This is a genomic window from Oceanirhabdus seepicola, from assembly GCF_023684385.1.
Lineage (GTDB): Bacteria > Bacillota > Clostridia > Clostridiales > Clostridiaceae > Oceanirhabdus > Oceanirhabdus seepicola.
Genome location: NZ_JAGSOJ010000006.1, coordinates 113,097 through 139,202 on the forward strand (window position 1 = coordinate 113,097; position 26,106 = coordinate 139,202).

22 protein-coding genes are annotated in these 26,106 nt (G+C 31.8%); 19 read left to right on the forward strand and 3 right to left on the reverse strand.

Annotated elements, in window-relative coordinates; genetic code table 11:
- Positions 1–25 precede the first annotated feature (25 nt).
- Genes KDK92_RS22360 through KDK92_RS22370 form a run of 3 tightly spaced genes read left to right on the forward strand, consistent with a single transcriptional unit; the run spans position 26 to position 3,915 of the window.
- Complete coding sequence (locus KDK92_RS22360; RefSeq protein WP_250861635.1) at positions 26–2,395, forward strand: endonuclease MutS2; 2,370 nt, start codon at positions 26–28, stop codon at positions 2,393–2,395.
- Between the two features lie 18 nt (positions 2,396–2,413).
- Positions 2,414–2,881, forward strand: a complete 468-nt coding sequence (locus KDK92_RS22365) for a 2-thiouracil desulfurase family protein (RefSeq protein WP_250861636.1) — start codon at positions 2,414–2,416, stop codon at positions 2,879–2,881.
- Positions 2,882–2,898: 17 nt separating this feature from the next.
- Positions 2,899–3,915, forward strand: a complete 1,017-nt coding sequence (locus KDK92_RS22370) for an alpha-hydroxy-acid oxidizing protein (protein WP_250861637.1) — start codon at positions 2,899–2,901, stop codon at positions 3,913–3,915.
- A 115-nt stretch (positions 3,916–4,030) separates the two neighbouring features.
- Here the strand turns inward: KDK92_RS22370 and KDK92_RS22375 are convergent, their stop codons facing one another.
- Together KDK92_RS22375 and KDK92_RS22380 are read right to left on the reverse strand one after the other, a co-directional pair.
- A complete protein-coding gene (locus KDK92_RS22375) occupies positions 4,031–4,210 on the reverse strand; it encodes a DUF6440 family protein (protein WP_250861638.1) in 180 nt (59 codons plus the stop codon).
- A gap of 140 nt (positions 4,211–4,350) precedes the next feature.
- Positions 4,351–4,974, reverse strand: a complete 624-nt coding sequence (locus KDK92_RS22380) for an alpha/beta hydrolase (RefSeq protein ID WP_250861639.1) — start codon at positions 4,972–4,974, stop codon at positions 4,351–4,353.
- 143 nt (positions 4,975–5,117) lie between these two features.
- On the opposite strand from KDK92_RS22380, the gene KDK92_RS22385 reads away from it, so the two are divergent.
- The 9 genes from KDK92_RS22385 to KDK92_RS22425 all read left to right on the forward strand — a co-directional run bounded on the left by KDK92_RS22385 (position 5,118) and on the right by KDK92_RS22425 (position 16,082).
- On the forward strand, positions 5,118–6,626 hold the full coding sequence (locus tag KDK92_RS22385) for a spore germination protein (protein ID WP_250861640.1): 1,509 nt from the start codon (positions 5,118–5,120) through the stop codon (positions 6,624–6,626).
- Positions 6,607–7,764: a Ger(x)C family spore germination protein gene (locus tag KDK92_RS22390; RefSeq protein WP_250861641.1), complete on the forward strand. Its 1,158-nt coding sequence runs from the start codon at positions 6,607–6,609 to the stop codon at positions 7,762–7,764. Before KDK92_RS22385 ends, KDK92_RS22390 begins: the two co-directional genes overlap by 20 nt.
- A gap of 226 nt (positions 7,765–7,990) precedes the next feature.
- Complete coding sequence (locus tag KDK92_RS22395; RefSeq protein ID WP_250861642.1) at positions 7,991–9,073, forward strand: GerAB/ArcD/ProY family transporter; 1,083 nt, start codon at positions 7,991–7,993, stop codon at positions 9,071–9,073.
- A gap of 101 nt (positions 9,074–9,174) precedes the next feature.
- The gene (glnA, locus tag KDK92_RS22400; RefSeq protein WP_250861643.1) at positions 9,175–10,605 is read left to right on the forward strand and encodes a type I glutamate--ammonia ligase; all 1,431 of its coding nucleotides are present in this window, start codon (positions 9,175–9,177) and stop codon (positions 10,603–10,605) included.
- Between the two features lie 17 nt (positions 10,606–10,622).
- Positions 10,623–11,522: a phosphate butyryltransferase gene (locus KDK92_RS22405; RefSeq protein WP_250861644.1), complete on the forward strand. Its 900-nt coding sequence runs from the start codon at positions 10,623–10,625 to the stop codon at positions 11,520–11,522.
- 367 nt (positions 11,523–11,889) lie between these two features.
- Positions 11,890–13,662, forward strand: a complete 1,773-nt coding sequence (gene iorA, locus KDK92_RS22410) for an indolepyruvate ferredoxin oxidoreductase subunit alpha (protein WP_250861645.1) — start codon at positions 11,890–11,892, stop codon at positions 13,660–13,662.
- Positions 13,655–14,236: an indolepyruvate oxidoreductase subunit beta gene (locus KDK92_RS22415; RefSeq protein WP_250861646.1), complete on the forward strand. Its 582-nt coding sequence runs from the start codon at positions 13,655–13,657 to the stop codon at positions 14,234–14,236. Before iorA ends, KDK92_RS22415 begins: the two co-directional genes overlap by 8 nt.
- Before the next feature lie 345 nt (positions 14,237–14,581).
- On the forward strand, positions 14,582–15,415 hold the full coding sequence (locus KDK92_RS22420; RefSeq protein WP_250861647.1) for a hypothetical protein: 834 nt from the start codon (positions 14,582–14,584) through the stop codon (positions 15,413–15,415).
- Between the two features lie 64 nt (positions 15,416–15,479).
- Positions 15,480–16,082 carry a 50S ribosomal protein L25 gene (locus KDK92_RS22425; RefSeq protein ID WP_250861648.1) on the forward strand — a complete coding sequence of 201 codons (603 nt, stop codon included), beginning with the start codon at positions 15,480–15,482 and terminating at the stop codon, positions 16,080–16,082.
- A gap of 391 nt (positions 16,083–16,473) precedes the next feature.
- Here KDK92_RS22425 and KDK92_RS22430 read toward each other — a convergent pair whose 3' ends face one another.
- The gene (locus KDK92_RS22430) at positions 16,474–16,746 is read right to left on the reverse strand and encodes a hypothetical protein (RefSeq protein ID WP_250861649.1); all 273 of its coding nucleotides are present in this window, start codon (positions 16,744–16,746) and stop codon (positions 16,474–16,476) included.
- A gap of 210 nt (positions 16,747–16,956) precedes the next feature.
- On the opposite strand from KDK92_RS22430, the gene KDK92_RS22435 reads away from it, so the two are divergent.
- The 7 genes from KDK92_RS22435 (at position 16,957) to KDK92_RS22465 (ending at position 25,979) form a co-directional block, all read left to right on the forward strand.
- Positions 16,957–18,681: a phospho-sugar mutase gene (locus KDK92_RS22435; protein WP_250861650.1), complete on the forward strand. Its 1,725-nt coding sequence runs from the start codon at positions 16,957–16,959 to the stop codon at positions 18,679–18,681.
- A 23-nt stretch (positions 18,682–18,704) separates the two neighbouring features.
- Positions 18,705–19,769: a tetratricopeptide repeat protein gene (locus KDK92_RS22440; protein ID WP_250861651.1), complete on the forward strand. Its 1,065-nt coding sequence runs from the start codon at positions 18,705–18,707 to the stop codon at positions 19,767–19,769.
- A 72-nt stretch (positions 19,770–19,841) separates the two neighbouring features.
- The gene (gene galU, locus KDK92_RS22445) at positions 19,842–20,723 is read left to right on the forward strand and encodes a UTP--glucose-1-phosphate uridylyltransferase GalU (protein WP_276576097.1); all 882 of its coding nucleotides are present in this window, start codon (positions 19,842–19,844) and stop codon (positions 20,721–20,723) included.
- A gap of 197 nt (positions 20,724–20,920) precedes the next feature.
- Positions 20,921–22,819: a polysaccharide biosynthesis protein gene (locus tag KDK92_RS22450; RefSeq protein WP_250861652.1), complete on the forward strand. Its 1,899-nt coding sequence runs from the start codon at positions 20,921–20,923 to the stop codon at positions 22,817–22,819.
- A 9-nt stretch (positions 22,820–22,828) separates the two neighbouring features.
- Positions 22,829–23,929: a DegT/DnrJ/EryC1/StrS family aminotransferase gene (locus KDK92_RS22455; protein ID WP_250861653.1), complete on the forward strand. Its 1,101-nt coding sequence runs from the start codon at positions 22,829–22,831 to the stop codon at positions 23,927–23,929.
- Positions 23,930–23,992: 63 nt separating this feature from the next.
- Positions 23,993–25,090, forward strand: coding sequence for a Gfo/Idh/MocA family protein (locus KDK92_RS22460; protein ID WP_250861654.1), 1,098 nt, complete (start codon positions 23,993–23,995; stop codon positions 25,088–25,090).
- 148 nt (positions 25,091–25,238) lie between these two features.
- Positions 25,239–25,979 (forward strand): acyltransferase, encoded by a 741-nt coding sequence (locus tag KDK92_RS22465; protein ID WP_250861655.1) that lies wholly within the window; start codon positions 25,239–25,241, stop codon positions 25,977–25,979.
- Positions 25,980–26,106: the final 127 nt, after the last annotated feature.

The following is a 26,106-nucleotide window of genomic DNA, read 5'->3' on the forward strand; positions in this document are numbered from 1 at the left end:
ATAAAAAAGAAGTAGGTGAATATTTATGCATGAAAGATCATTAAGAATATTAGAATTTGATAAAATTAAAGAAAAAATAAAGAAATATACTAAATCTCCTGTTGGGAGAGAGGTTATAGATGCATTAAAACCGTATAATACTGTTAAAGATGTTCAGGATAGATTAATAGAAACTAATGAAGCTCTTAATATAATCATGAAAAAGAGCAATCCTCCTTTTGAAGGGTTATATGATATACGTGAAGGTGTCAGCAGAGCTGGAAAAGGTGCAGCGCTTCAAGCTGGACAATTACTAAAAATTGCTCAAGCTATGAGTTGTGCTAGAAGATTTAAGACATATGTGAAAAATGATGATGATACTATAGCATATAAAAAGTTACAAGATTTATGTGCTGGAATAACACCATTAAAATTTATAGAAGATAGAATTTTCACAGCTATTATAAGTGAGGAAGAGGTTAGTGATAAAGCAAGTGAAAAGTTATTTTCTATTAGAAGATCACTAAAGAATAAAAATAGTGATGTTAAAGATAAGGTTGGGTCACTTGTGAGAACATATTCAAGCTTTCTTCAGGAAAATCTCTATACAGTAAGAGGAGATAGATATGTTATTCCTGTAAAGGCAGAGCATAAGGGATCTGTAAAAGGTCTTGTTCATGATGTTAGTGCTTCAGGGGCAACCTTGTTCATAGAGCCTATTTCACTTGTGAATTTAAACAATGAAATTAAAGAGCTTATGATAAAAGAAAGGGCAGAGATTCAAAAGATTTTGGCTGAATTATCAGCACTTATATATGAAAGTTATTCTGTGATAAAGATTAACTGTGATATAATTTGGGAGCTAGATTTTATATTTGCTAAGGCAAAATATGCTTTAGAGTTAAATTGTACTATGCCTATAATTAATGATGAGGGAATTATTGATATAGTTCAGGGTAGACATCCTCTTATAAGTCAGGATGAGGTTGTAGCTAATGATATCTATGTTGGGAAGCATTATAACTCACTTGTTATAACTGGTCCTAATACAGGAGGTAAAACAGTTACCTTAAAAACTCTTGGATTGATTCAGATAATGGCATTGAGTGGCTTAATGATACCAGCAAGAGATGGGTCAACAGTTAGCTTCTTTGAAGATGTATATGCAGATATAGGTGATGAACAAAGTATTGAACAGAGTTTATCAACATTCTCTTCTCATATGACAAATATAGTTCATATAATGGAGAATGCTAATGAAAAATCATTGGTACTTTTCGACGAGCTTGGGGCAGGAACAGATCCAACTGAAGGAGCTGCACTTGCAATATCAATTCTTGAAGACCTTAGAAAAAGGGGATGCAGAATTGCAGCTACAACCCATTATAGCGAACTTAAGGGATATGCCCTTAAAACAGAAGGTGTTGAGAATGGTTCTGTTGAATTTGATGTAAATACATTAAGACCAACTTATAGATTAATAATTGGTGTCCCAGGTAAATCTAACGCCTTTGAGATATCAAAGAGACTAGGATTAAGTGATTATATTATTGAGATTGCTAAGAGTAATATATCAGAGATAAATCTAGAATTTGAGAGCTTAATAGAGAGCCTACAGCATAAGAAAATAGAAGCAGAGAAGAATGAGAGAGAGAGTTTAAGGATTAAGATGGAAGCTCAGAAGATTAAGGAGCGATATCAAGAAAAATCTGAGAAACTTGAAAATGTGAGAGATAAAGCAATCATTGAAGCTCAGAGAGAAGCTAAGATGATACTGAAGCAAGCTAAGGAAGAAGCTGATGAGATATTAAAGAACATCAGAAAGATGGAATCAATGGGATATTCTTCAGAGGCAAGACAACAGCTTGAAAAAGAAAGATTAAAGTTAAGAGATAAGATTGCTTCAAAAGATAAGGCGATTTCAATAACTGAAAATGATAAAGGTAAGAAATTAAAGACTGTTCAAGAAGGGCAGATAGTTCTTCTTACAACCTTAAATCAAAAAGTAACAGTACTTAACAAACCTAATTCAAAAGGGGAAGTTATGGTTCAGGCTGGTATAATGAAGGTTACTGTTAAGGTTGATCAACTCAGAGCATGTGGTCAAGGTGATACAGCTTCAGAATATAAAAATAAAAAAAGAAGTAAAGAGATGAAACTAAAGATAAGCAGTGTTAAGTCATCTGTTGATTTAAGAGGAATGGATTCACAAGAAGCTCTTATGACGGTAGATAAATACCTTGATGATGCTTACTTGGGAGGTCTAGGTGAGGTTACAATAATACACGGATTAGGAACAGGAGTACTTAAGAAGGCTGTTACAGACATGCTCAGAAGACATAATCATGTTAAGGAACATAGACCAGGGGTTTATGGCGAAGGTGGAGCAGGTGTAACAATCGCAATCCTTAAATAAAGTATAAGAGGTGAACACATGAAGATAATTTTAAGTGCATGCTTGTGTGGAATTAACTGCAAGTATGATGGTGGAAATAATCTTAATGATAAGGCAGTTGAATTACTTAAGAGTGGGAAAGCTTTACCAGTATGTCCAGAACAGCTGGGAGGTCAATCAACACCAAGGATACCTCATGAGATAATAGATAGTACAGGTGAAGAAGTATTAGATGGAAAAGGTGTCATTAAAGGTCCAGAAGGTGATGATGTAACTGATGAGTTTTTAAAAGGAGCTCAAGAGACATTGAAGATTGCTCAAGCTATTGGAGCTGAATATGCTGTGCTTAAAGCTAGGAGCCCATCTTGTGGGTTTGGCAAGATTTACGATGGGAGTTTTACTGGAAATAAAAAATATGGTAATGGAGTTACTGCAGCACTTCTGAAAAGAAATGGAATCAAAATTTATACAGAAGAGAATATTGAAGAACTTATAGATTTAATATAATTTAAGGGGAGAGAACGATGAGTTATAAGGAAACGTTGATGAACGCAAGAACAAACCTCAATGGTTCATGTAAGGTTTGTAGAGAGTGTAATGGTATTGCTTGTGCTGGAGAAGTTCCTGGTATGGGCGGAAGAGAAACTGCATCATCATTTACATCAAACCATGAATCTTTAAAGAATATAAAGGTGAATATGAGAACCATACACAATGTGAAGGAACCAAATATGAAGAGCAATTTTTTTGGTAAAGATATGGATATTCCTGTATTTGCTGCTCCTGTATCAGGAACAACATTAAATATGGGAGGTAAATATTCTGAAGAAGAATATATTACATGGGTTATTGAAGGATGTATAAAGAATGGAATATATCCTATGGTTGGAGATACTGCAGTAGATTCTTTCCTTACAACAAATCTAAAAATGCTTAAGGAATATAATGGCGATGGTATAGTATTTATAAAACCTTGGGAAAATGAAAATGTCATAAAAAAAATAAAACTTGCTGAGGAGGCAGGAGCTTTCGCAGTAGGCATGGATATAGATGCATGTGGACTTATTACACTTGCATTGCATGGGAAACCTGTAATGCCAAAAACAGTTGAAGATATAAGAAAAATTGCAAATTCAACTAAACTTCCTTTCATACTGAAAGGAATAATGACAGTGGATGAGGCATTATTAGCAGTTGAAGCAGGTGTAGATGGAATAGTAGTATCAAATCATGGAGGAAGAGTACTTGATCATACTCCAGGAGTAGCAGAAGTATTACCAGCCATTGCAGAAGCTGTTAAAGGGAAAGTTAAAATTTTTGCTGATGGTGGTATTAGAACTGGAATAGATGTGCTTAAAATGCTAGCATTAGGAGCTGATGGCATTTTAATAGGAAGACCATTCGTATGGGCGTCATTTGGAGGGAAAACAGAAGGCGTTCAAGAATATATCGACACCTTAAAGAGTGGATTAAAATCAGCTATGATATTAACAGGATGTGCGGATGTTAATGAGGTTGATTCTAGAATAATATACAAATAAAAACATAGTGGACAGTTGACAGTTGAAAACGTTGTCAATTGTCCACTGTCCATTTATTGTAAAGATTTTTAGGGTTTACTGTGCATGCAGCACGTGCATTTGTTTGCATTTGATTCTAATATTTATCTTTTGTTATAATTGGTTTTCCCTCTGAATCTAATAAGACTGTCAATCCACCAGAACTTCCATTACTAACATACAGGTAATTTACTCCAGTCTCTTTATCAACTATTACTCTATAACTTTGAAAATTTCCTTGGGTAGATACAACTTCAAATCTTTTGTCTCCACTCATAATTTTACCTCCTAATTTATTCTTTATTCTCTGTTCTTTGTAAACATCATAATTATGTCTTTTCAATTATACAGAATATTGAAGCGAATTTCAAAAAATTAACATAAGTGCATCTTGTTAATCTTTAGATATAAAAGGTCTTACTCCTTTATTAAAAGAGATATTGGTGTATCACATTCTCTCGTTAGATATCTCAATCCTTTTGCCAAGGTTTCTCTCCAACTTAAGTAGTCATGTCCACCTTGGAATTCTGAGTATTGAACATGGTAACCTTTGGAAAGTAATATATCTCGCATATTTTTACTTCCATTAATTATTCTATCCCTTTCTAAAGCTCCAACTTCTAAGTAGAATTTCAGATTTAATTTTTCATGTTCTTGAAAGGATTCAGCCATCCAAGTAATACCATTAGATTTATATTTTTTAAGTGGCTTACCAGAATCATAATTTGGATACCACCAATAGGAACCAGATTGGGATAAAACATTTCCGAATATATTTGAATGATTTAATCCCATATATGATGCGAATAAACCACCAAGACTTAATCCACTTATTATACAATCCTCAGGTTTATGTGAAATATTATATCGTTTCCTACACCATGGAATTACTTTATTTACAAAAAAATCAGCAATATTATTATCGCAGGATAATTTATAATTTCTGCAATCCTCACACTCCACAAAAAATGCAACTATTGGTGGTATTCTTTTTCCAAGGAACAACAAGATTAAAATTTCACAGAGTGAAATGTCCATCATTCTCTATTCTCCATTTTCCATTTCTTTTAAAGGTTCTCTGTTCTTTATTCTTTTTTCTTTTTGTCTTCTCCCCTCCCCCTAAAGAATGAATATAATCTATAAATAAACAAAAGATATGTATAATAACACTTTAGGAGCTGAATATGAATAAAGATTTTAAAATTACAAAGAATCTATCGGAAAATATCGAAAACCTAAAGACTGAGGTTTTTGATAAAAATGGAACAATCCAATATAGAAAAATTATAAACATAAATTCAAAATTTGAATGTTATGTAATATTCAATGAGGGTATGATCAATGGTAAAGTAATTAATGATAACGTGATTAAAACATTGATAAATGAAGGAGATATATCACAAGAAAATTTTATGGAGGAGCTGGCATATAGCAAAATTGTTGCTAAGTCCATAAAAATAGAGAAATGTGAAAAACACATGATTGACAGTGTGCTCAGAGGAGATTCATTAGTACTTTTTGAAGGGGAAAACAGAGCATTAGTAATAGATACAAAGGAATATAGTGGTAGGAGTATAACAGAACCACAATCGGAAAGCGTTCTTAGAGGACCAAGGGAGGGTTTTACTGAAATTCTCATGGGGAATTTAGAGCTTGTGAGAAGACGAATAAGTAATCCGGAATTGAAATTTGAAATGATGAAGATAGGAAGACGAAGTGGGACTAAAATTGCTATATGCTATTTAGATGATCTTGTAAACGATACAATTCTTGAGGAGGTAAAAAAAAGACTCAATAAGATAGATATTGATTATATCTTATCAACTGCCAAAATAATGGAATTTATAGAAGATCACCCAAAGTCAACCTTCAGAACAATAGGAGTTACAGAGAGACCGGATGTTGTATGTGAAAAAATATTGGATGGGAAATTAGCAATACTATGTGATGGCTCTCCAGTAGCTCTAACTATTCCATATATTTTTCATGAAAGTTTTGATTCTAATGAGGATAACTATAACCATTACATATATAGCAGTATAAATAAAATGTTGAGATATTTAGCTTTTTTTATTGGAAGTAGCACTCCTGCTTTATATGTGGCAGCATGTACATTTCATAGAGAGTTGATACCAACACAACTTGCAATGAGTATATATTTATCTAGAGTAGGGGTACCTTTTCCAACATTTTTTGAATGTCTTGCAATGTTATTAGTATTTGAGATATTAAGAGAGGCATCGGTACGGTTACCAAAACATGTAGGTTCAGCAATATCAATTGTAGGAGCATTAGTATTAGGAGATGCTGCTGTAAAGGCAAAATTCGTTAGTGCCCCAATGGTAATAGTTATTGCCCTCACAGAGATATCAGCACTTGTATTGGCTAATATGCAAGAGGCACTGATCTTCTTAAGATTTTTATTTTTGATTTCCTCATCAATTTTAGGGTTGTATGGATATATATTTTCTGTAATGGGAGTATTCATACATCTCATGTCCATGAAGAGCTTTGGTATTAATTATATGCTTTATATGGGAAATTTAAAAATGGAAGATTTGGGTCGAACAATTTTCAGGGCACCATGGTGGAAATTAAAAAGGCGTACTAAGCAAATCGCAAAAGATAGTATAAAAACATCTAACGATGAAAATTTAGGTGATAATGGTGACGATGATGAAGAAAATAATTAAAGTTTGGTTAATACTAATATTAGTGATTTGTAACTGCTTTATAAGCAGCTCATGTTGGGATTATACTGAGTTTAATAATGTAATACCAGTTGCAGGAATAGCAATTGATAAAGATGATAAGACGGGGGAGTATTTATTGACATTAGAGGTGATACAACCTACAGAAGATGGCAATTCTATTCAATCAGTAGTACTTGAAGGAAGAGGGAAAACAGTCCACGGTTGTTTTAGAGAGACAATTACTACCACAGGTAATATGGTTAGTACTAGACATGCTGCGTTGTACATAATAGATAAAGAGATTGCAGAAGAAGGGATAATACCAGTTATTGACCTTGTAGATAGAGATGTTGATGTAAGATCAGATATGCTTGTTTTTGTATGCGATGAAAAGAATGCTGGAGATATTTTTAAAAAAACAAAGGATTTGGAAGAGATAATATCTTATCAGATAATCAACACAGTAGAATCACAAAAATTAAGTGGTAGATTTTTATCTACCAAATTATATGAATTCGTTGATGAACTTACTAGAGAAGGGATATCACCTACTCTTACTAACATATATGTAGGGCATACAGCTAATGATATTATTGCGAAAACAAAAGGTACTCATGTATTTAAGGATGATAAAGTTGTGGGTTTTTTGGATGGAGAAGAAACCTTCTATCTCACATTTATAAAAGGCAATGAAAAATTGAAGACTGTGTTTCCAATAAGTCTTTCAGATGGAACAAAGGTTTCATTAGAGATGGTAGGATTTAATAAAAAAATAAAACCATACCTAAAGAATGATGAAATGACTTTTGATATAAATTTAGATGTAAATGTAATTGTATCAGAAATTGGAGGAGCTAAGGAAGATTATTTATCAAAAGCTGGAAGATACGAGATAAAGAGAGTAGCAGAAAAATTATTAGAGAGTAACATAAAAAAAGTTATTTATAAAGCACAAAATGATTTAGATAGTGATATCTTTGGCTTTGGAGAAATACTTAAAAAGAAGGAACCAAAATATTGGAAAGAAAATAAGGGTATGTGGGATGAGGAATTCAAACTATTAAAGGTAAATGTTAACTGTGATGTTCATATAAGAGGTAGTGCTTTAAAGAAAAATACTATAAAGGTTGGCAAGTGAAATGGTATTAATACTCATTATAGTTTTTTATGTCTTAATTATTTATTTTGAATTCAAAAATAATTTAAAAAAGGGGCAATTTAAAGAGAAAATTTTATATTCAATACTCATGTTTTTTCAAGTGATTCTTAGTATAATAATTTATTTTGAGATAGAAATGAAAACCCCAGTAGATTTAATAGAAGAGATTGTTATTTACTTCAAGAATTTGTAAAAGGAGTTAATAATGAATGAAAAATTAAATGACAGTGAATTGAATGCAGTAGTGGTATTATTTACTATAGGAACCACTGTATTGTTTGGAGCAGGGACTGTGGCAAGAGAAGATAGTTGGATAGCAGTAATAATTTCTACCATAGTAGTCATACCTATTGCTAAGGTGTATTGCAAATTATTAAAACTATATCCTGGAAAAGATCTTTTTCAAATTTTTGAATTGATAAGTGGAAGGTGGATAGGGAAGTTCTTTACTATACTTTATTTATGGTTTGCAATACATTGCACTACATTAACTTTTTTTAATATAGTGGATTTTATTAACTTTACTGGACTTCCAAATACCCCTATATTGGTATTAGTAATGTGTTTGGCTATCTTAGATATTTGGATGGTAAATAAGGGCTTAAAAGTTATTGGTAAATGGAGTGTGTTTTTTTTATTTGTTACAGCAATATTAATAATTGGTACTATTTACTTTAATATACAATTATATAATTATGAGAATATAAAGCCCATATTATCACAGGGATTCTATAATATTTATCTGGGAATAGTCTCTATAGTTAGTACATCTTTCTCAGGAGTAATAATATTTACTTTCTTTGTAGATAGTTATAGTTCTATAGAAAAATTTGAAAAAGTCTTAATAAGATCAATTGTGATTATTGGGATAATATTTCTTGTATATACATTAGAGAATATTTTTGTATTAGGTGTTGAGAATACTATAAGGGCTCACTTTCCAGGATATGAGCGCTTAAGAAAAATTCATATAGGAATGGCATTTCAGAGATTGGAAAGTGTTATATCAATAGTTTTTATAATAAGTGAATTTCTTAGAGGAAGCATATTTGTGTTAGCTGGTTCTAAAGCTATTCAGAGGCTATTTGAACTTGAAAAAAATGAATTTTGGGTAATACCTGCTGTTATGACTAGTGTTAATCTGTTTTTTATTGAATATCAGAGTATATTGATTGGGGTAGAATTCCTAATAGAGGTATGGCCATATTATAGCGCAGCTGCAAATATCTTCATACCAATTGTCTTATTAATCGCTGCAAATATTAAAAAATATCTAGGAACTTTATAAACGCTTTAGCACTTAGAATTGACATAAAAAAACGGTTAGTATTATACTAAAAATATAAACAATTTTGAAAATAATATTTATAACCATAGGGGGAATTAAATATGTTTAAAAAACTTGAAGAGCTCCAACAATACATACAAGATAATGAAATAAAAATGGTGGATTTTAAAGTAATAACTTTGAATGGTAGATGGAGACACTTAGCAATACCGGTTGAGAGGTTAAACGAAAGAACATTTACAGACGGCATTGGATTTGACGGATCAAGTTATGGTTATTCTAAGATTGAAGAATCAGATATGAGATTCATACCAGATATAACAACAGCATTTATTGATCCATACTGTGGGGTAAAAACAATAAGTATGATTGCTAATATTCATACTATTGGAAAAAAAGAAGGAAGATTTTCAGGAGATCCAAGATATTTGGTAGAAAAGGCCAATAAATATTTAAATAACTTGGGGATAGCTGATGAGTATATGATTGCACCAGAGTTTGAGTTTTATATTTTTGATAAAGTAAATTTTGGTGTTGAGAATCATCACCAGGAAGTTTTTATAGATTCATATGAGGCACCATGGAATTCAAATTCAAAAGAAGATAATAAAGGGTATAAAGCACCATTCCAAGCTTCATATCATCTTGCATTACCATATGATGTTAACAACGATTTAAGAAGTGAAATGACTCTTAAGCTTCTTCAAATGGGAATAGATGTTAAATATCATCATCACGAAGTTGGATCTGCAGGTCAACATGAGATTGAAGTTGAATTAGGAAATATGGTTAGTATGGCAGATAATACAATGATTGCAAAATACGTTATAAAGAATGAAGCTCTAAAACATGATAAAAGTGCTACATTTATGCCAAAACCTCTTTATGGAGAGGCTGGAAGTGGTATGCATGTTCATATGTTATTAAGAAAAAATGGACAAAATTTATTCTATGATGCTGATGGATACTCAGGATTAAGTCAAGAAGCATTATACTTCATTGGGGGTATATTAAAACATTCTAAAGCTTTATTGGCATTTACTAATCCATCAACGAATTCTTATAAGAGATTGATACCAGGATTTGAAGCACCAGTTTCAGTTTGTTTTGCAACAGGAAATAGAAGTGCGGTTATAAGAGTTCCAGGATATGTTAGAAATCCTGAGGAAAAAAGATTTGAATTTAGATCATCAGACGCTACTTGTAATCCATACATAGCATATTCAGCTATGTTAATGGCTGGTATTGATGGAATAGTTAATAAGATTGATCCTACTAAAGAAGGATATGGACCATTTGATGTGAATGTATTTGATCTTCCAAAAGAAGAACAAGATAAGATTGAAGCTCTTCCAAAATCTCTAGAAGAAGCATTGGAAGAATTAAAGAAAGATTATCAATTCTTACTTGAGGGAGGAGTATTTGATAAAGACTTTATTGATAATTGGATTCATAAGAAGTATGAAAAGGAAATTAAGAAGATTATGCCTGTTCCTACACCTTTGGAATTCCAGTTATATTATGATTTATAATTGAAAGGATGATTAAGATGATAAAGAGCTTAGATGCTTTATTAGAAAAAGCGAAAGCAGGAAAGAAAATAACATTAGCTGTAGCAGCAGCAGAGGATAAGCCAGTTCTTCAGGCGGTTTGTGAAGCTGTAAAAGAAGGTATTGTAGATGCAATATTAGTTGGTGATGAGAAAGAAATTTGTGAGATAGCTAAGAATGAAAAATTAGATATTAAAGATATGAGAATTATTCATGCAGATAATGTTAAAGAAGCTGCAAGACTAGCGGTTAAGTGTGTTAAAGATGGAGAAGCGCAATTCTTAATGAAAGGATTATTAGGAACTTCAGTGCTTTTGAAGGCTGTTCTTAATAAAGAAGAAGGATTAAGAGGAGGCGGATTACTTTCACACGTTATGGTGTATGAGAGTAGTGCATATCACAAATTGCTATTACTTACTGATGGTGGAATGGTAACATATCCTGAGTTGAGTGATAAAGTTGGTCTTATTAACAATGCGGTTAAGGTTGCAAAGGCTCTTGAAGTTGAAACACCAAAAGTAGCACCTCTTTGTGCTGTTGAGGTTGTTAACCCTAGTATGCCAGCTACACTTGATGCTGCAGCATTGGTTCAAATGAATAGAAGAGGACAGATTAAAGGTTGTATCATAGATGGTCCTTTAGCTTTCGATAATGCAATTTCTAAAGAAGCAGCCGAGCACAAAGGCATAGTTAGTGATGTTGCTGGAGATGCTGATATTTTATTGGTTCCCAATATTGAAGCTGGTAATCTTCTTGGAAAATCTTTAACATATATGGGTGGAGCAGTCAGTGCTGGAGTTGTAATGGGAGCAAAATGTCCTATAGTATTAGTTTCTAGAGCTGATAGCGCAAAGTCAAAACTGTACTCAATTGCTTTAAGTGCTATGATTTCTAAATAAAACAAATAGGTTAGCTGAAAAAGTTGCTAAATATTGTTTTCATTCTGTTTTCTATCTTCAGAGTTTCAGGCTCTTTAAAAAGCCTAAGGTCAAGCAACAAGGAGAGTGAGCAGGGTTAGTCAGTAATAAGGTGCTTGAGCAGCGCAGCGATCCGTAGTGACGATGAGATTAGGCTTTTTCAAGAGCCTGATAAATAGTGAATTTTATAGATAAACTACTTATATTGTTTAAAAGTTAATGGGAGGAAATAATGGTCAAGCTATAAAAATTTCCTCCCATTAACTTTATTAATAATAATTATAAATAAACTTAAAACGATAAATACGCATCTATATTGCATATACGAATTTACATGGGAGGAATATTTATGAAAGCTATAATGACTGGTAACGAAGCTATAGCTAGAGGGGCTTTTGAAGCAGGTGTAACAGTTGCATCAGCATACCCAGGAACACCAAGTACTGAGATACTTGAGAATTTCGCAAAATATGAGAAGGTTTACGCTGAGTGGGCCCCAAATGAGAAAGTTGCTTTTGAAGTAGCTTCTGGAGCATGTATTTCAGGAGTTAGAGCGTTGTCAACAATGAAACACGTTGGATTGAATGTTGCTGCTGATCCGTTTTTTACAATGGCTTATACTGGTGTTAATGGAGGATTCGTTGTTGTTTCTGCAGATGATCCAGGAATGCATTCGTCTCAAAACGAACAGGATAATAGATTTTATGCACCACATGCAAAAGTAGCTATGATGGAACCGTCAGATTCACAAGAATGTATAGATTTTATGAAAGAAGCTTATAAGGTTTCTGAAGAATTTGATACTTTAGTTCTTTTCAGAGTTACAACTAGAATTTCACATTCTAAGACAGTTGTTGAATTTGGTGAGAGAGTTGATGTTCCTCAAAAAGAGTATAAGAAGGATGTTACTAAATATGTAATGTCTCCTGGTCATGCAAAGGTTAAACATCCAGAAGTTGAAGAGCGATTAGAAAAGTTAAGACAGTACTCAAATAGCTGTTCATTAAATAAAATTGAGATGGGTGATACTAAAATTGGTATTATAACTAGTGGTATCACATATCAGTATTCTAGAGAAGTTTTTGGTGATAATGCATCATATTTAAAGATTGGGTTCAGTTATCCATTACCAGACGATATGATCAGAGAATTCGCTGGAAAAGTTGATAAATTATATGTTATTGAAGAAAATGATCCTTACATTGAGACTGCGGTAAAAGCAATGGGGATTGAGTGTTATGGAAAAGATATTATTCCAATATGCGGGGAGTTAAATCCAGATATAATAAGAGAAGCAATTCTTGGAGAAGAAGCGAAAACTACTTACTCTGTAGATGTCCAACCACCATCAAGACCACCAGTTTTATGTCCAGGATGTCCACATAGAGGAATATTCTTTGAAATGTCAAAATACAAAGATATTGTTTCTACAAGTGATATTGGATGTTATACATTAGGGATGGTTGAACCACTAAATATCGGTGACACTGTTATTTGTATGGGTGCATCAGTTTCAGCTGGCATTGGATTCCAGAAAGCAAATGATATGGGGGGAAGAGATGGACAAAAAGTATTCTCATTAATAGGTGATTCAACGTTCTTCCACTCAGGAGTTACGGGATTAATTAACTCTGTTTATAATAATGTTCCTATAGTTACTGTAATTTTAGATAACAGTATTACTGGAATGACAGGACATCAAGAAAATCCAGGTACCGGTAAAACACTTCAGATGCAACCAGCGCCAATAATAGATATAGAAAGCTTAGTTAAATCAATAGGTATTAAACAATCTAATATCAGAGTTGTTGATCCATATAACCTTAAGCAAACTAGAGAAGCAGTAAAAGATGCACATGATAGTACTGAACCATTTGTAATAATAACAAGACAACCATGTGCATTAATCAAAGATGTAATGAAAGCTAGAGCTGGATTAAAATGTATTGTTAATCAGGAAAAATGTAAGAAATGTAAGGCATGTTTAAAAATTGGATGTCCTGCATTAAGATTTATAGATGGAGTTATATCGATCGATGAAACTATGTGTAATGGATGCGAAGTGTGCAAACAAGTATGTCCATTTGATGCAATCGAGAAAGTAGGTGAAGGCAATGAGTAAAGTTAAGAGTATTTTATTCGTTGGAGTTGGAGGACAAGGAACTATATTAGCTTCTAAGATACTATCACAAGGTCTTTTAGAGAGTGGATATGATGTTAAAATGTCTGAAGTGCATGGAATGGCTCAAAGAGGAGGAAGTGTATCAACTCAAGTAAGATTTGGTGAGAAAGTATACTCTCCATTAATTGAAAAAGGAAAAGCTGACATTATTGTTTCATTTGAGAAGTCTGAAGTAGCGAGATGGTTAGAATATCTTAAAGATGGTGGCCATGCAGTAGTAAATGACTATGAAATTCATCCAGTACCAGTTTTAATTGGAAAAGAAAGTTATCCAGAAGGAGTTAAGGAGAAGGTTCAAGGAGAAGTTAAAAATTCAATATTTGTTAAAGCAGGAGATATTGCTAAGGAACTAGGCAATATTAAAGCTCAGAATGTTGTTCTTCTTGGGGCTGTAATAAAGGCCTTGGAACTTGAGAATATGGATTGGGATGGAGTAATTGAAAGACTTGTTCCTAAGAAAGCTGTTGAGTTGAATAAAAAAGCATTCAGAGTTGGAATGGATCAGGTTAAATAATCATTAATAAAATGATAACTTATTGTAAAAAAGGCACACATGTTGTGCCTTTTTTATTCCATTGTGATATAATATGAACACGTGTTAAATGTATTTACATATAGATATTTGCATTTATCAATATTTGTAATGAAATTGATATTAATTAGGCGTATGAAAATAAATAATAAGTCAAAGATGCGACGGATATTTTGCATCAGATGATGAGTTAGGTTCTACTGATAGTTGATCTATCAGTGGGTTCTAAGGAAGAAGTATTATGCAAAATAGACTAGCATACTGATTTGTTATTTATTTGAATATGCCTTATTAGATTATATTGAAAATGTGTATAGGAGGAATTGTATGAGTTTCTATGAGGTGCCGTCAAATGAAGTTATGGCTTCATTAAAGAATGTAATCAAGATGGGGGAAAAGGCTAAAATATCAAAAGAGGTTAACGTGGGTGAGATATTTTACAGAGAAGTTGTTTTATCAAAAAAGAGCTTTCCTTCCTTAAAAAAAGTAGACTCTGGTATACTTTATATAGATGACAATAATAAGGTTGTTGATGATGAGAAGTTAATAAAGAAGCTAGGGCGAGATTTTTATTTTTATTCTGCATTTTTTGATGAAAGTAGTAATAAGAGTTTAGTTAATGCACTTCAAAATGAAGGAGATGTAGAAAGAGACAGAAAAGACTACTCTGAAGCTATAGAAGCAGCAGATATTTTAATTAGTGAAGGTATGAAGCAAGCTGAATTAATAAAGACTATTACTGAAAAAGTACTTACATTAAGAGAAAAAACTAATACTATTCTAAATGATATAATGAATCAATATGATGAATTTACTAAAAAGCAAGGAACTCTTAATGAAGAATTTCTTGAGGAAGTTAATGATAAATATAAAGAACTTATGAGAGTGAATTTTGAAAAAGTACTTATTATAAACAAGGGCATAAACATTTATGATAACGTTCAAGATGCTGCTTATAAGAAGAAGAAAAGGTTAAAAGTAAGATTTAATACAAGTGTAGTTTCGCCAATAAATAAACTTGATTATGTAATATCTTATTATAAGAGAATTATAAAAACGTATCAATCAGTAATAAATCTTAATATGATGCAATATATGAAGCAACATGAAAGGTTTGAAAAGAGCAATGTAGACGAAAGATTGTCACTAGTAAGAAAATAATAATATCTTTGTGAATATTCTTTTCCCATTCTGTTAATAATAGAAAGGAATGGGAGGAATGTATATGAATTGTTTAAATTTAGCCAATAGGCAAAGAAAAAAAAGAAGTAAGTATTCTATACCAGGTGTTATGTATGGAAAAAATAAAGAAAATTTTCTTTTTGAAATAGGCGAAATTGAATTAGATAAATACATTAAAGAACATGGAGAGCATGGAATCACAAGTGCCAATATAAATGGTAGTAGTGAAATGGTTCTCATAAAAGAAGTTCAAAGAGATTCAGTGAAACATAATATTATTCATATTGATCTAGAAAGTATAGATGAAAATAAAGAGATAAGTACGGATATACCTATTTACTTTGATCATGAAAAAATGGTAAGAAGTAATGGTGGAATTCTTCAAAAAGAAAAGAGTAGTATAAGAGTTAAAGGACGTGTAAGTTCTATTCCAGAAAAAATAAAAATTGATGTTGCTAATATGAGAATTGGTGATATGATGAGAATTGCTGATTTAGAAATAGCAGAAGATTTAACTTTCATGGAACCACTAAATAGTGTTGTCATGAGTGTAACACATGCAACATATATTGAAGAAGAAGAAGTTGATACTGTCGGCAATGATATGTCAAGTGATACTGTTTATGACGAACCACAACATAGCTGACAATGTGTCAGCTTTGAATTTGTTAAAAAAGTCAAAAAAAATTGTTTTACTCTGATTTCTATCTTTAAATTTTAGGCGTTGAAAAAACCCAAGATCAAGGAACAAGAAGAGCGAGCAGCGCAGTGTACATAAAGTACTTGAGCAGCAGCGAGTCTTAGTTACGGTGAGATTGGGCTTTTTTTATATATTGTTTTCACTCTGATTTCCATCTTTAGAATGTCAGGCGTTGAAAAAGCCCAAGGTCAAGGAACAAGAAGAGCGAGCAGCGCAGTGTACATAAAGTACTCGAGCAGCACAGCGAGTCTTAGTGACGATGAGATTGGGCTTTTTCAACAGCCTGAAGCTGACATTGTGTCAGCTTTGTTTTATGTAGATTTTAAAAAATTTAAAACTAGAACGAATTCATAACCATTGCTGTACTACATGAAACAAATATTATAGAAAGTATTATTCCAATACCCATAAAAATAAGTTGTGCTTTAGCAAAGTTTTTCTTATTTAAATTAGTTTCTGATGAAAATGCCCATACAAATAAAAGCATTATATTTACTAAAGGTATCATAAGAAGTAAAATAGTAAGCATCCAATCCCCAAAAGTCATGGGAGCAGTTGTAGAATTTAATAAATCTTCATTATTTGATTCATAAGGTTTATTGTTGTCCATTTTAAATCCCCCTAAAATTTATTCTTGCTGTTATATTATGTTATATAATAACATAATATTCAAGAGTTTTTTTAAAAAAGTTAACAAATTTCTTTAAGTTGTATATGATAGGATAATTTAGTATAATTAATTTTGGGCTATGAAAATAAATAACTAGTATACTGACTAGTTATTTATTTGAATATGCCTTGAACAGATGGAGGGATGTATATGTATAAAAAGGAAGCTGCCAAATGGATCGAAAGTGAATTTATAAGTGAGAATTTTAAGACGACAATTAGAGAGATGAATGATAAAGAACTTGAAGAGTGTTTCTATAAAAACCTAGAATTTGGAACAGGTGGTTTAAGAGGTAAGATGGGGGTAGGTAGTAACAGGATGAATTATGTTACTATTGGTAAAGCTACTCAAGGGTTAGCTAATTATCTTGTAAACAAATATAATGATAGTAAAATTAAAATTAATATAGCTTATGATTCAAGAAATAATTCAAAGTATTTCAGTGAGGTTGTTGCATGTGTTCTATGTGGAAATGGAATAGAAGTAAATCTTTTTGACGATTTAAGACCTACTCCAGAACTTTCATTTAGTATACCTCAATGTAGTGCTAAGGGTGGAATCGTTATAACTGCATCCCATAATCCTAAGGAGTATAATGGGTATAAAGTATACAATGAATATGGTGGGCAGATTACTGATGATGCTGCTAAGGAAATAATTCAATCTGTGAATAAAGTTGAAAATTTTGAAGATATAAAAAGTATATCTTTTGAAGAAGTTAAAAAAAGCGGTCTTTTAAATATTGTTGGGGAAGATTTAGATAAGCAGTATATGAAAAATGTGAAAAATTTAATTATAAGAAGAGATATGATTAATGATAATGCTGAAAAATTAAAGGTAGTTTATACACCTATACATGGATCAGGTAATGTTCCTGTTAGAAGAGTATTAGACGAATTAGGATTTAAAAACGTAGTTGTGGTTGAAGAACAGGAAAAGCCAAATGGGGATTTCCCAACAGTTCCATATCCAAATCCAGAAGATCCTAGAGCTTTTGAACTGGGATTGAAATTAGCTAGGGATATTGATAGTGATATTATAATTGGAACAGATCCAGACTGTGATAGAATTGGAGTTCTTTGCAAAGATGGTGATGAATATTTCGTATTTAATGGAAATATGATAGGAATATTAATAAGTGATTACCTTTTATCAGCAATGAAAGAGAAAGATATTATGCCTAAAAATGGTGAAATAATTAAGACTATTGTTACTACAGACATGATTAAAAGAATTGCAGAAGATTTTGGTTGCTCAATAAGTGATGTATTAACAGGATTCAAATATATTGGTGAAAAAATTCATAAATCTGAAGAATCTGGTGAGAAAAAATTCATATTTGGACTTGAGGAGAGCTTTGGGTACTTAAGTGGAGATTTTGTTAAAGATAAAGATGCTGTTATTGCATCCACATTAATATGTGAAATGGCATTATATTATAAACTTAAAAACAAGAGTTTGAAGGATAGATTATTTGATCTTTATGAGAAATATGGATATTTTAAAGAGGACCTTATTTCAATAACGTTAGAGGGAAAAGAGGGTGCTGAAAAAATAGCTACAGCTTTAGAAAGATTAAGAGAAATGAATAATATTGACTTTAAAGGGTTTAATCTTAAAGCAATACAAGATTATAATAGTAGTGAATGCATAATGTGTGAAGAAAATAGAGTTGAAAGAATTAATCTTCCCAAATCTAATGTTCTGAAATTTATATTTGATGATGATTCATGGTTTGTAGTTAGACCTTCTGGAACAGAACCAAAGATAAAAATATACCTTAGTACAAATGGGAAAAATGAAAAAAAATTAAATGAAAAGAGAGAATCTCTTAAGAAACAAGTGGAAGAACTTGTTGAAGTAATTTTGAATTAAAAAATTAGAAGAGTGGTGTAAAAATGAAAATTCTTGTAAGACTAAAGAAAAAACTTGAACAATTATTATTCATCGAACTAAAAGAAGGGGCTCAAATAGGAAGATATAAACTACCTAATGCTATTTATGTTGCTATAAGAAGTGAAGAACTTATAAACAAGGTTAAGAATGGCGATAGTATGGAACAGATACCCCTAAGTACTTTATACGAAGGAATGTATTTTGTTCTAGGTGCTGATGAAGAGTTCAAATTTAACGATGAGTATATAAAGCTATTGAGGGAAAATGAAGATTCTACAAAATTCATTAAGAATAAAACGCTTAAGCTAGTGAAAGAAGAAAAATATGAAGAGGCTTTCATTTTTTTAAGAGGGTTATCAAAAGTAGAAGAAACTAAAGACGTATATGAAAAATTAATTTATGTAACTGACAAGTTAAGAAGTGAAGATGAAGAATATACTACTATTGAAATGAAAATATTGAATAGAGCTAAAGGATTTGGAGGATTTCCTCTTCCTCATCTTTATGATGCACTTATTAAAAGAGATAAGGGTGATTTCGTATTTGCTATGGAATCATTACAGAAGTACTTGGAGTTGGGCGGAAAGGAAGATAACGATATTATTGAATTTAAACAAAATCTTTCAGCAATTTTGAAGTATGATAAGGGCAAAGAATTATCAATAACAGACCCTAAGGGATCTCTTGAGATATTGATTCCACTTATGCCAGTATTAGGTGATAGTGCAGAATACTATTATCATGTTGCAGTAGCATATAGAAATCTAGAAAATTACGAGAAAGCAATATATTATTTGAATGAAGCTTTTGCAATAGATAAAAGATTTCTAGAAGTTCTTAATGAGTATGGCATAAATTATGCAGCGCTAGGGAATTATGAAAAAGCTATTCAATATTTTGAAAAGGCATTTGAGCAGAGTAACTCTATAGAATTAGCAACTAATATAGTTATGTGTTATATACATAATGACAATATGATAAAAGCTAAAGAGGTGCTTGAAGAAGCTATAAAGATTGACCCAGATGATGAAATTGTTCAGCAGTTAAGAGAATATTATAAAATTTAAGGTGTATGAAAATAAGCAATAAGTCAAAGGTGCTACCGATATTTGAATATACCTAATAGGGGGGAGTATATAATGAGAGTGAAGAAGGCTGTAATTCCAGCTGCAGGGCTAGGCACAAGGTTTTTACCAGCAACGAAAGCTCAACCAAAGGAAATGTTACCTATAGTTGATATACCAACAATTCAACATATAATTCAAGAAGCTGTTGATTCTGGTATAGAAGATATACTAATTATAACTGGTAGAAATAAAAAGTCTATTGAGGATCATTTTGATAAATCCTTTGAGTTAGAAACTACTCTTGAACAAAAGGGAAAAAGGGAACTTTTAGAGGAAGTGCAGAAGATTTCAAATATGGTTAATCTTCATTTTGTAAGACAGAAAGAAGCAAAAGGGTTAGGACACGCGATTTTGTGCGCTAAAAGCTTTGTTGGAAATGAACCATTTGCAGTGTTGCTTGGAGATGATATTGTTTATAATGCTGAAAAGCCGTGTTTAAAGCAACTTATTGAGTGTTTTGAAGAAAAATCATCCTCAGTGTTAGGTGTGCAGAAGGTTGATTATGAAAATGTAAATAAATATGGAATATTAAAGTGTGAAGAAGTTGGGGAGTATACATATAAAGTTAGTGATATGGTGGAGAAGCCTAATAAAGAAGAGGCTCCATCAAATGTGGCGATTCTTGGTAGATATGTGATTACTCCTAAAATATTTGAGTTATTAGAGAATACAAAACCTGGTAAGGGTGGAGAGATTCAACTAACTGATGCACTTAAGGAATTACTGAGTTATGAAAGTGTATATGGATATGTTTTTCAAGGAAGAAGATATGATGTAGGTGATAAACAAGGTTTCCTTGAAGCAACATGCGAATTTGCATTAAGAGATGAAAAACTCAGAGAAGGATTTAAAAAATATTTAAAAGAGTTAAATGAAAGAGAGTATATTTTGTAATAACAAAGAGAAGGTGTTCCTTCTCTTTTATTGTTTCTTAAATATAAATATAATGTTAATTCATTTGTACTGTCCTAATATAATGTTTAATTTAAGTTAAAAATATAGTACAATAAAAAAGGATAATATTTAGCATTTATTAGAGATAAATGAAATGCATACTTCTGAATAAAATTAGCGCAAAAGGTGGTAAAGACATGAAGAAAGATTATAAGTTGTTAATTATAGATAATATTCTGATACTTGGATGTTTATATCTAGCTTTATTATTAAAATTTGATTTTAAAATTCACCAAGATTATATTCAATTTTTCAAAATGTCTATAATTCCAATGGTGGTTATAGTCTCAATAACGAATATGATATTCAATTTATATGAAAATGTGTGGAAATACGCATCCTTTGATGAATTTCTTAAGGTTCTGTATTCTCTGTCCATAGCAAATATAATATTTATGATATTTTCCTACTTGAGTACAAATATATTTGTAAACAGTGTGGGAATGGATTTTAAATATTATAGATTTCCATATACTGTTATTATCATATTTTGGTGTTTATCTATTGGAGCACTTACAGGTGTTAGAGTCTTTATAAAAAATAAACACTCAAAAAGAAAAGAAAAATGTATTGATGGCAAGAATCTTCTTATTGTTGGCGCTGGAGATGCTGGAGTTATGATTAATAAAGAAATCAGCAGACATGAAGAATTAAAATATAATGTTGTTGGTTTTATTGATGATGATGAGAGTAAAAAAGGAATGCTTATAGGGGGTAAAAAGGTATTAGGTAACCAAAATGATATAGAAAGAATCTGCAAGGAGCAAAATATAAGTGATATCCTTATAGCAATACCATCAGCAGAGAAAAATAAGAGAAGTGAGATACTTAATATTTGTAAGAAAACTGGATGTAAACTTAAGTTAATACCAGGTATTTTTGAAATAATAAATGGTAACGTAGATGTTTCACATATTAGAGATGTAAAACTCGAAGATATTTTAGGTAGAGAAGAAGTTAAGTTAAATATAGATAATATCGAAAAATATATAAAAGATAAAGTTGTTATGATTACTGGTGGAGCTGGATCAATAGGTTCAGAATTATGTAGGCAGATTGCTGAATTTAACCCTAGTAAAATACTTGTTTTAGACATGTACGAAAATACTGCATATTATTTACAAAGAGAATTAGAAAGAAAGTTTCCTGATGTGAATGTTGAAATTGTTATAGCTTCAATTAGGGATCTTGCGAGAATTAGAAGTGTTTTTAACAAATACAAGCCACATGTTGTATTCCATGCAGCAGCACATAAACATGTACCATTGATGGAAACAAATCCAAGTGAAGTTATTAAGAATAATATTATTGGAACATATAATGTGGTTAGCTGCAGTCATGAGTATGATGTGAAAAGATTTGTATTAATAAGTACAGATAAAGCTGTTAACCCAACTAATATTTATGGGGCTTCTAAGAGATATTGTGAAAAAATTGTGCAAGCATTTAGTTCATTTAGTAAAACGGAATTCGTCATAGTACGTTTTGGAAATGTACTGGGAAGTAATGGATCAATAATTCAGGTGTTTAAAGACCAAATTACATCTGGTGGACCTGTAACATTAACTCATCCAGAAATAACAAGATTTTTTATGACAATACCTGAGGCAAGCCAACTGGTAATACAAGCAGGAGCAATGGCCCAAGGAGGCGAAATTTTCGTCTTGGATATGGGGGAACCTGTTAAAATGTACGATCTAATAAAAGATATGATTAGATTATCAGGGTTGGAGCCAGAGAAAGATATAAAAATTGAAGTAATTGGGTTAAGACCAGGGGAAAAATTGTATGAAGAGTTATTAATGGATAATGATAAGCTTAAAACAACAGAGCATCATAAAATATATGTAGAAAAACCAAAAGATATTTCTTTTGCATATATTGATAGAGGTATAGAAGAATTCAAAAACGCATTGAGAAAAGATAATGATGAAATACTATTTAATTTAATGTGTAAATATGTTGAGACATATAAAAGGGAATACCCTAAAAATCAACTGGATGAAGCAGCAGTGGATGTAGAACAGGAGAAATAGGAGGAAATTATGAAAGTAAATTTATTAGACTTAAAAGTACAGTATGAAAATATAAAAGATGAAATAAGGGAAGCTATTGATGAAGTTTTAGAATCTACACATTTTATAATGGGTGAGAATGTAAAGAAGCTTGAACAAGAGATAGCAGAATTTTGTGGAGTTAAGAGAGCAATAGCTGTTGGTAACGGAACAGATGCACTTTTACTTTCTCTTAGAGCTTTAGGTATAGAAGAAGGAGACGAAGTTATTACAAGTCCTTTTACATTCTTTGCTTCCGCCGAGACATCATCATTAATTGGTGCTAAGCCCGTATTTGTTGACATTAATCCTGATACATTGTGTATTGATGAAAATAAAATTGAAGAAGCTATTACAGAGAAAACAAAAGCAATTATTCCAATTCATATTTTTGGGCAGATGTGTAATATGGATAAAATAATGGAAATTGCTAATAAACATAATTTAGTAGTAATTGAAGATGCATGTCAGGCTATTGGAGCTGAATATAAAGGTGTAAAAGCTGGGAATTTTGGAAATGCAGCTACATTTTCATTCTTTCCCACAAAAAACCTAGGGGCATACGGAGATGCAGGAATGATTGTAACAAATGACGAAGAGTTAGCAGATAAATTATGTATGTTACGACAGCATGGAACTAAGAAAAAATATATGCATGAAATGATTGGACATAACAGTAGATTAGATGAAATTCAGGCTGCAATTTTAAGAGTTAAGTTAAGATATTTAGCAAAGTGGACAGAAGATAGAAGAAAAAATGCAGAAATATATAACGAGCTTTTGAAAGATATAAATGTTAAAACACCTTGTGAAATGGAAGAGAGAAAACATGTATATCATCAATATTGTATCTTGGCTGATAACAAAGAAGAAGTTATGGCGTTTCTTAAAGATAAGGGAATTGGCTTTGGTAACTATTACCCTATTCCTGTACATCAATTACCTATATACAAAGAATTGGGATATGCAGATCAAAAGTTAGAGGTATGTGAAGATGCATGTAGAAAATCCGTAGCACTACCTATGTATCCAGAGTTAAATGAAGAACAACAGAAGTATGTAGTTGATTGTTTAAAAGAGATAGTAAAATAGAAATAGATAATAAAAATATTAAACATAATAAAGATAAAAATACTACAGTAAGGGGCCAAGATCATGAATAAGATAAAAATTGCTATAATCGGATGTGGAAGAATATCTTATAAACACGTAGAAGCTGTGGTTAATAATAGTGAATTATGTGAAATTACTGCTTTATGTGATCCGAGTGTAGAAAAAGCTGAAGAGAAAATGAGAGAGTATAAAGAAAAATCAGGAATGGAAGCAAAGGTATATGTTGACTACAAGGATGCAATAGAACATGAAGATATACAAATGGCTGTAATTGCAACTGAAAGTGGATATCATGCTGATATTGCTATATATTGCCTTGAAAAGGGATTACATGTGTTGGTTGAAAAACCTATGGCTCTTTCTACTAAAGATGCTGATAAAATGATTGAGATAGCTAAGAAGAATAATCTTAAGTTAGGTGTTTGTCATCAAAATAGATTTAACCCTCCTATTCAAAAATTGCGTAGAGCCATAGACCAAGGGGGATTCGGAAGAATATTAAATGGTACAGCTAGGATTCTTTGGAACAGAAATCAAGGATACTATACACAAGCTCCTTGGAGAGGTACTTGGGAATTAGATGGTGGAACATTAATGAATCAATGTATACATAACATAGATCTTCTTCAGTGGATGATGGGAAGTGAAGTTGAGAGTATATACTCTCAATGTGATACTTTTATGAGAGATATTGAAGGGGAAGATTTTGGAGCTATAATCATAAGATTTAAGAGTGGTTCCATAGGAATTATTGAAGGTACAGCTTGTGTATATCCTAAAAATTTGGAAGAAACACTTAGTATTTTTGGAGAAAAGGGCACAGTATGTATCGGAGGACTTGCAGTAAATAATATAGAAACTTGGAAGTTTGAAAATGAAGAATTAAATAATCAACAAATCTCTAATGAAGAAGAGCCAGATAGTGTATATGGATTCGGACATACACCATTATACAAAGATTTTATAGATGCTATTAATAATGATAGTGAACCGCTTATTAGTGGAGAAGAAGGGAAAAAAGCAATGGGAATCATTCTAGGAGCTTATAAGAGTAGATTACTAGATAAAAAAGTTACATTCCCAATTGGTGATTTTTCAACACTTGAAATGAAAAATATCAGGCATATGAAAATAGACTAGTATACAGAAAGAAGTTTACCTTGTTAATCTCGATATAGAAAATAGTGAAGGTTCACCACTTTTTCTATATCAAGATATAATGATAATTTCTTTCAGTATAACTTACTGGTTATTTATTTGAATAGCCTTTGGCAAAGAGGGGAATAAGATGCAATATATAAGTTTCAATGCTTCCATAGGAGACAAAGTTCAGGTTGGAAGATTCACTGTTATTGAGGATAATGTTAAAATTGGTGATAATTGTGTTATTGGAAATAATGTAGTAATACATGAGGACACAATAGTTGGTAACAATGTTAGAATAGATGACAATACTGTTATAGGTAAAAAGCCTATGAGATCTGTTAATAGTGCTCTTAAGCAGAGTGATAATCACACAGGGGCTATTATTGGAGATGAATGTTTAATTGGAGCTAATGTTGTTATATATTGTGGATGTGAGATTGGACAAAAGACGCTTGTAGCTGATTTAGCATCAATAAGAGAAAATGTTTCAATAGGCATGAAGACTATTGTGGGAAGAGGAGTAGCTATAGAAAATCATTGTACTATAGGTGGATTCTGTAAGTTAGAAACTAACTGTTATATTACTGCGTACTCAGAACTTGGTGATAGCGTATTTGTTGCACCAGGAGTAACTACTTCAAATGATAACTTTGCTGGAAGAAGTGAAAAACGATTTGAAGAATTCAAAGGCATCACAGTAAAAAAAGGTGGTAGAATTGGTGCAGGAGCAACAATACTGCCTGGTAAGGTTATTGAAGAGGATGGATTTGTGTCAGCTGGGGCTGTTGTAACTAAGGATGTACCAGCAAGAAAAATAGTTGCTGGGTGTCCGGCTAAGGTGTTAAGAGACGTACCAGAAGATCAATTATTAGAAAATCAATAGATATTCCTAAAGCTCAATTTTAAATAGTTGAGCTTTGAATTTTTTACTCTAATAGGAAACTTCAACTTTATGAATCTGTTGATAACTTACTTGATTTAAATGGTTTTCTAATTAGAAAGTGAAGCGC

Bases quoted from the DNA above. Each gene is read 5' to 3' on its own strand.
- KDK92_RS22395 (WP_250861642.1), top strand. From the start codon at position 7,991: ATGAATGAAAAATTAAATGACAGTGAATTGAATGCAGTAGTGGTATTA.
- KDK92_RS22420 (WP_250861647.1), top strand. From the start codon at position 14,582: ATGAGTTTCTATGAGGTGCCGTCAAATGAAGTTATGGCTTCATTAAAG.
- KDK92_RS22435 (WP_250861650.1), top strand. From the start codon at position 16,957: ATGTATAAAAAGGAAGCTGCCAAATGGATCGAAAGTGAATTTATAAGT.
- KDK92_RS22460 (WP_250861654.1), top strand. From the start codon at position 23,993: ATGAATAAGATAAAAATTGCTATAATCGGATGTGGAAGAATATCTTAT.
- KDK92_RS22365 (WP_250861636.1), top strand. From the start codon at position 2,414: ATGAAGATAATTTTAAGTGCATGCTTGTGTGGAATTAACTGCAAGTAT.
- KDK92_RS22370 (WP_250861637.1), top strand. From the start codon at position 2,899: ATGAGTTATAAGGAAACGTTGATGAACGCAAGAACAAACCTCAATGGT.
- KDK92_RS22440 (WP_250861651.1), top strand. From the start codon at position 18,705: ATGAAAATTCTTGTAAGACTAAAGAAAAAACTTGAACAATTATTATTC.
- KDK92_RS22450 (WP_250861652.1), top strand. From the start codon at position 20,921: ATGAAGAAAGATTATAAGTTGTTAATTATAGATAATATTCTGATACTT.
- KDK92_RS22430 (WP_250861649.1), bottom strand. From the start codon at position 16,746: ATGGACAACAATAAACCTTATGAATCAAATAATGAAGATTTATTAAAT.
- KDK92_RS22375 (WP_250861638.1), bottom strand. From the start codon at position 4,210: ATGAGTGGAGACAAAAGATTTGAAGTTGTATCTACCCAAGGAAATTTT.
- KDK92_RS22465 (WP_250861655.1), top strand. From the start codon at position 25,239: ATGCAATATATAAGTTTCAATGCTTCCATAGGAGACAAAGTTCAGGTT.
- KDK92_RS22405 (WP_250861644.1), top strand. From the start codon at position 10,623: ATGATAAAGAGCTTAGATGCTTTATTAGAAAAAGCGAAAGCAGGAAAG.
- galU (WP_276576097.1), top strand. From the start codon at position 19,842: ATGAGAGTGAAGAAGGCTGTAATTCCAGCTGCAGGGCTAGGCACAAGG.
- KDK92_RS22415 (WP_250861646.1), top strand. From the start codon at position 13,655: ATGAGTAAAGTTAAGAGTATTTTATTCGTTGGAGTTGGAGGACAAGGA.
- glnA (WP_250861643.1), top strand. From the start codon at position 9,175: ATGTTTAAAAAACTTGAAGAGCTCCAACAATACATACAAGATAATGAA.
- KDK92_RS22455 (WP_250861653.1), top strand. From the start codon at position 22,829: ATGAAAGTAAATTTATTAGACTTAAAAGTACAGTATGAAAATATAAAA.
- KDK92_RS22385 (WP_250861640.1), top strand. From the start codon at position 5,118: ATGAATAAAGATTTTAAAATTACAAAGAATCTATCGGAAAATATCGAA.
- iorA (WP_250861645.1), top strand. From the start codon at position 11,890: ATGAAAGCTATAATGACTGGTAACGAAGCTATAGCTAGAGGGGCTTTT.
- KDK92_RS22360 (WP_250861635.1), top strand. From the start codon at position 26: ATGCATGAAAGATCATTAAGAATATTAGAATTTGATAAAATTAAAGAA.
- KDK92_RS22380 (WP_250861639.1), bottom strand. From the start codon at position 4,974: ATGATGGACATTTCACTCTGTGAAATTTTAATCTTGTTGTTCCTTGGA.
- KDK92_RS22390 (WP_250861641.1), top strand. From the start codon at position 6,607: ATGATGAAGAAAATAATTAAAGTTTGGTTAATACTAATATTAGTGATT.
- KDK92_RS22425 (WP_250861648.1), top strand. From the start codon at position 15,480: ATGAATTGTTTAAATTTAGCCAATAGGCAAAGAAAAAAAAGAAGTAAG.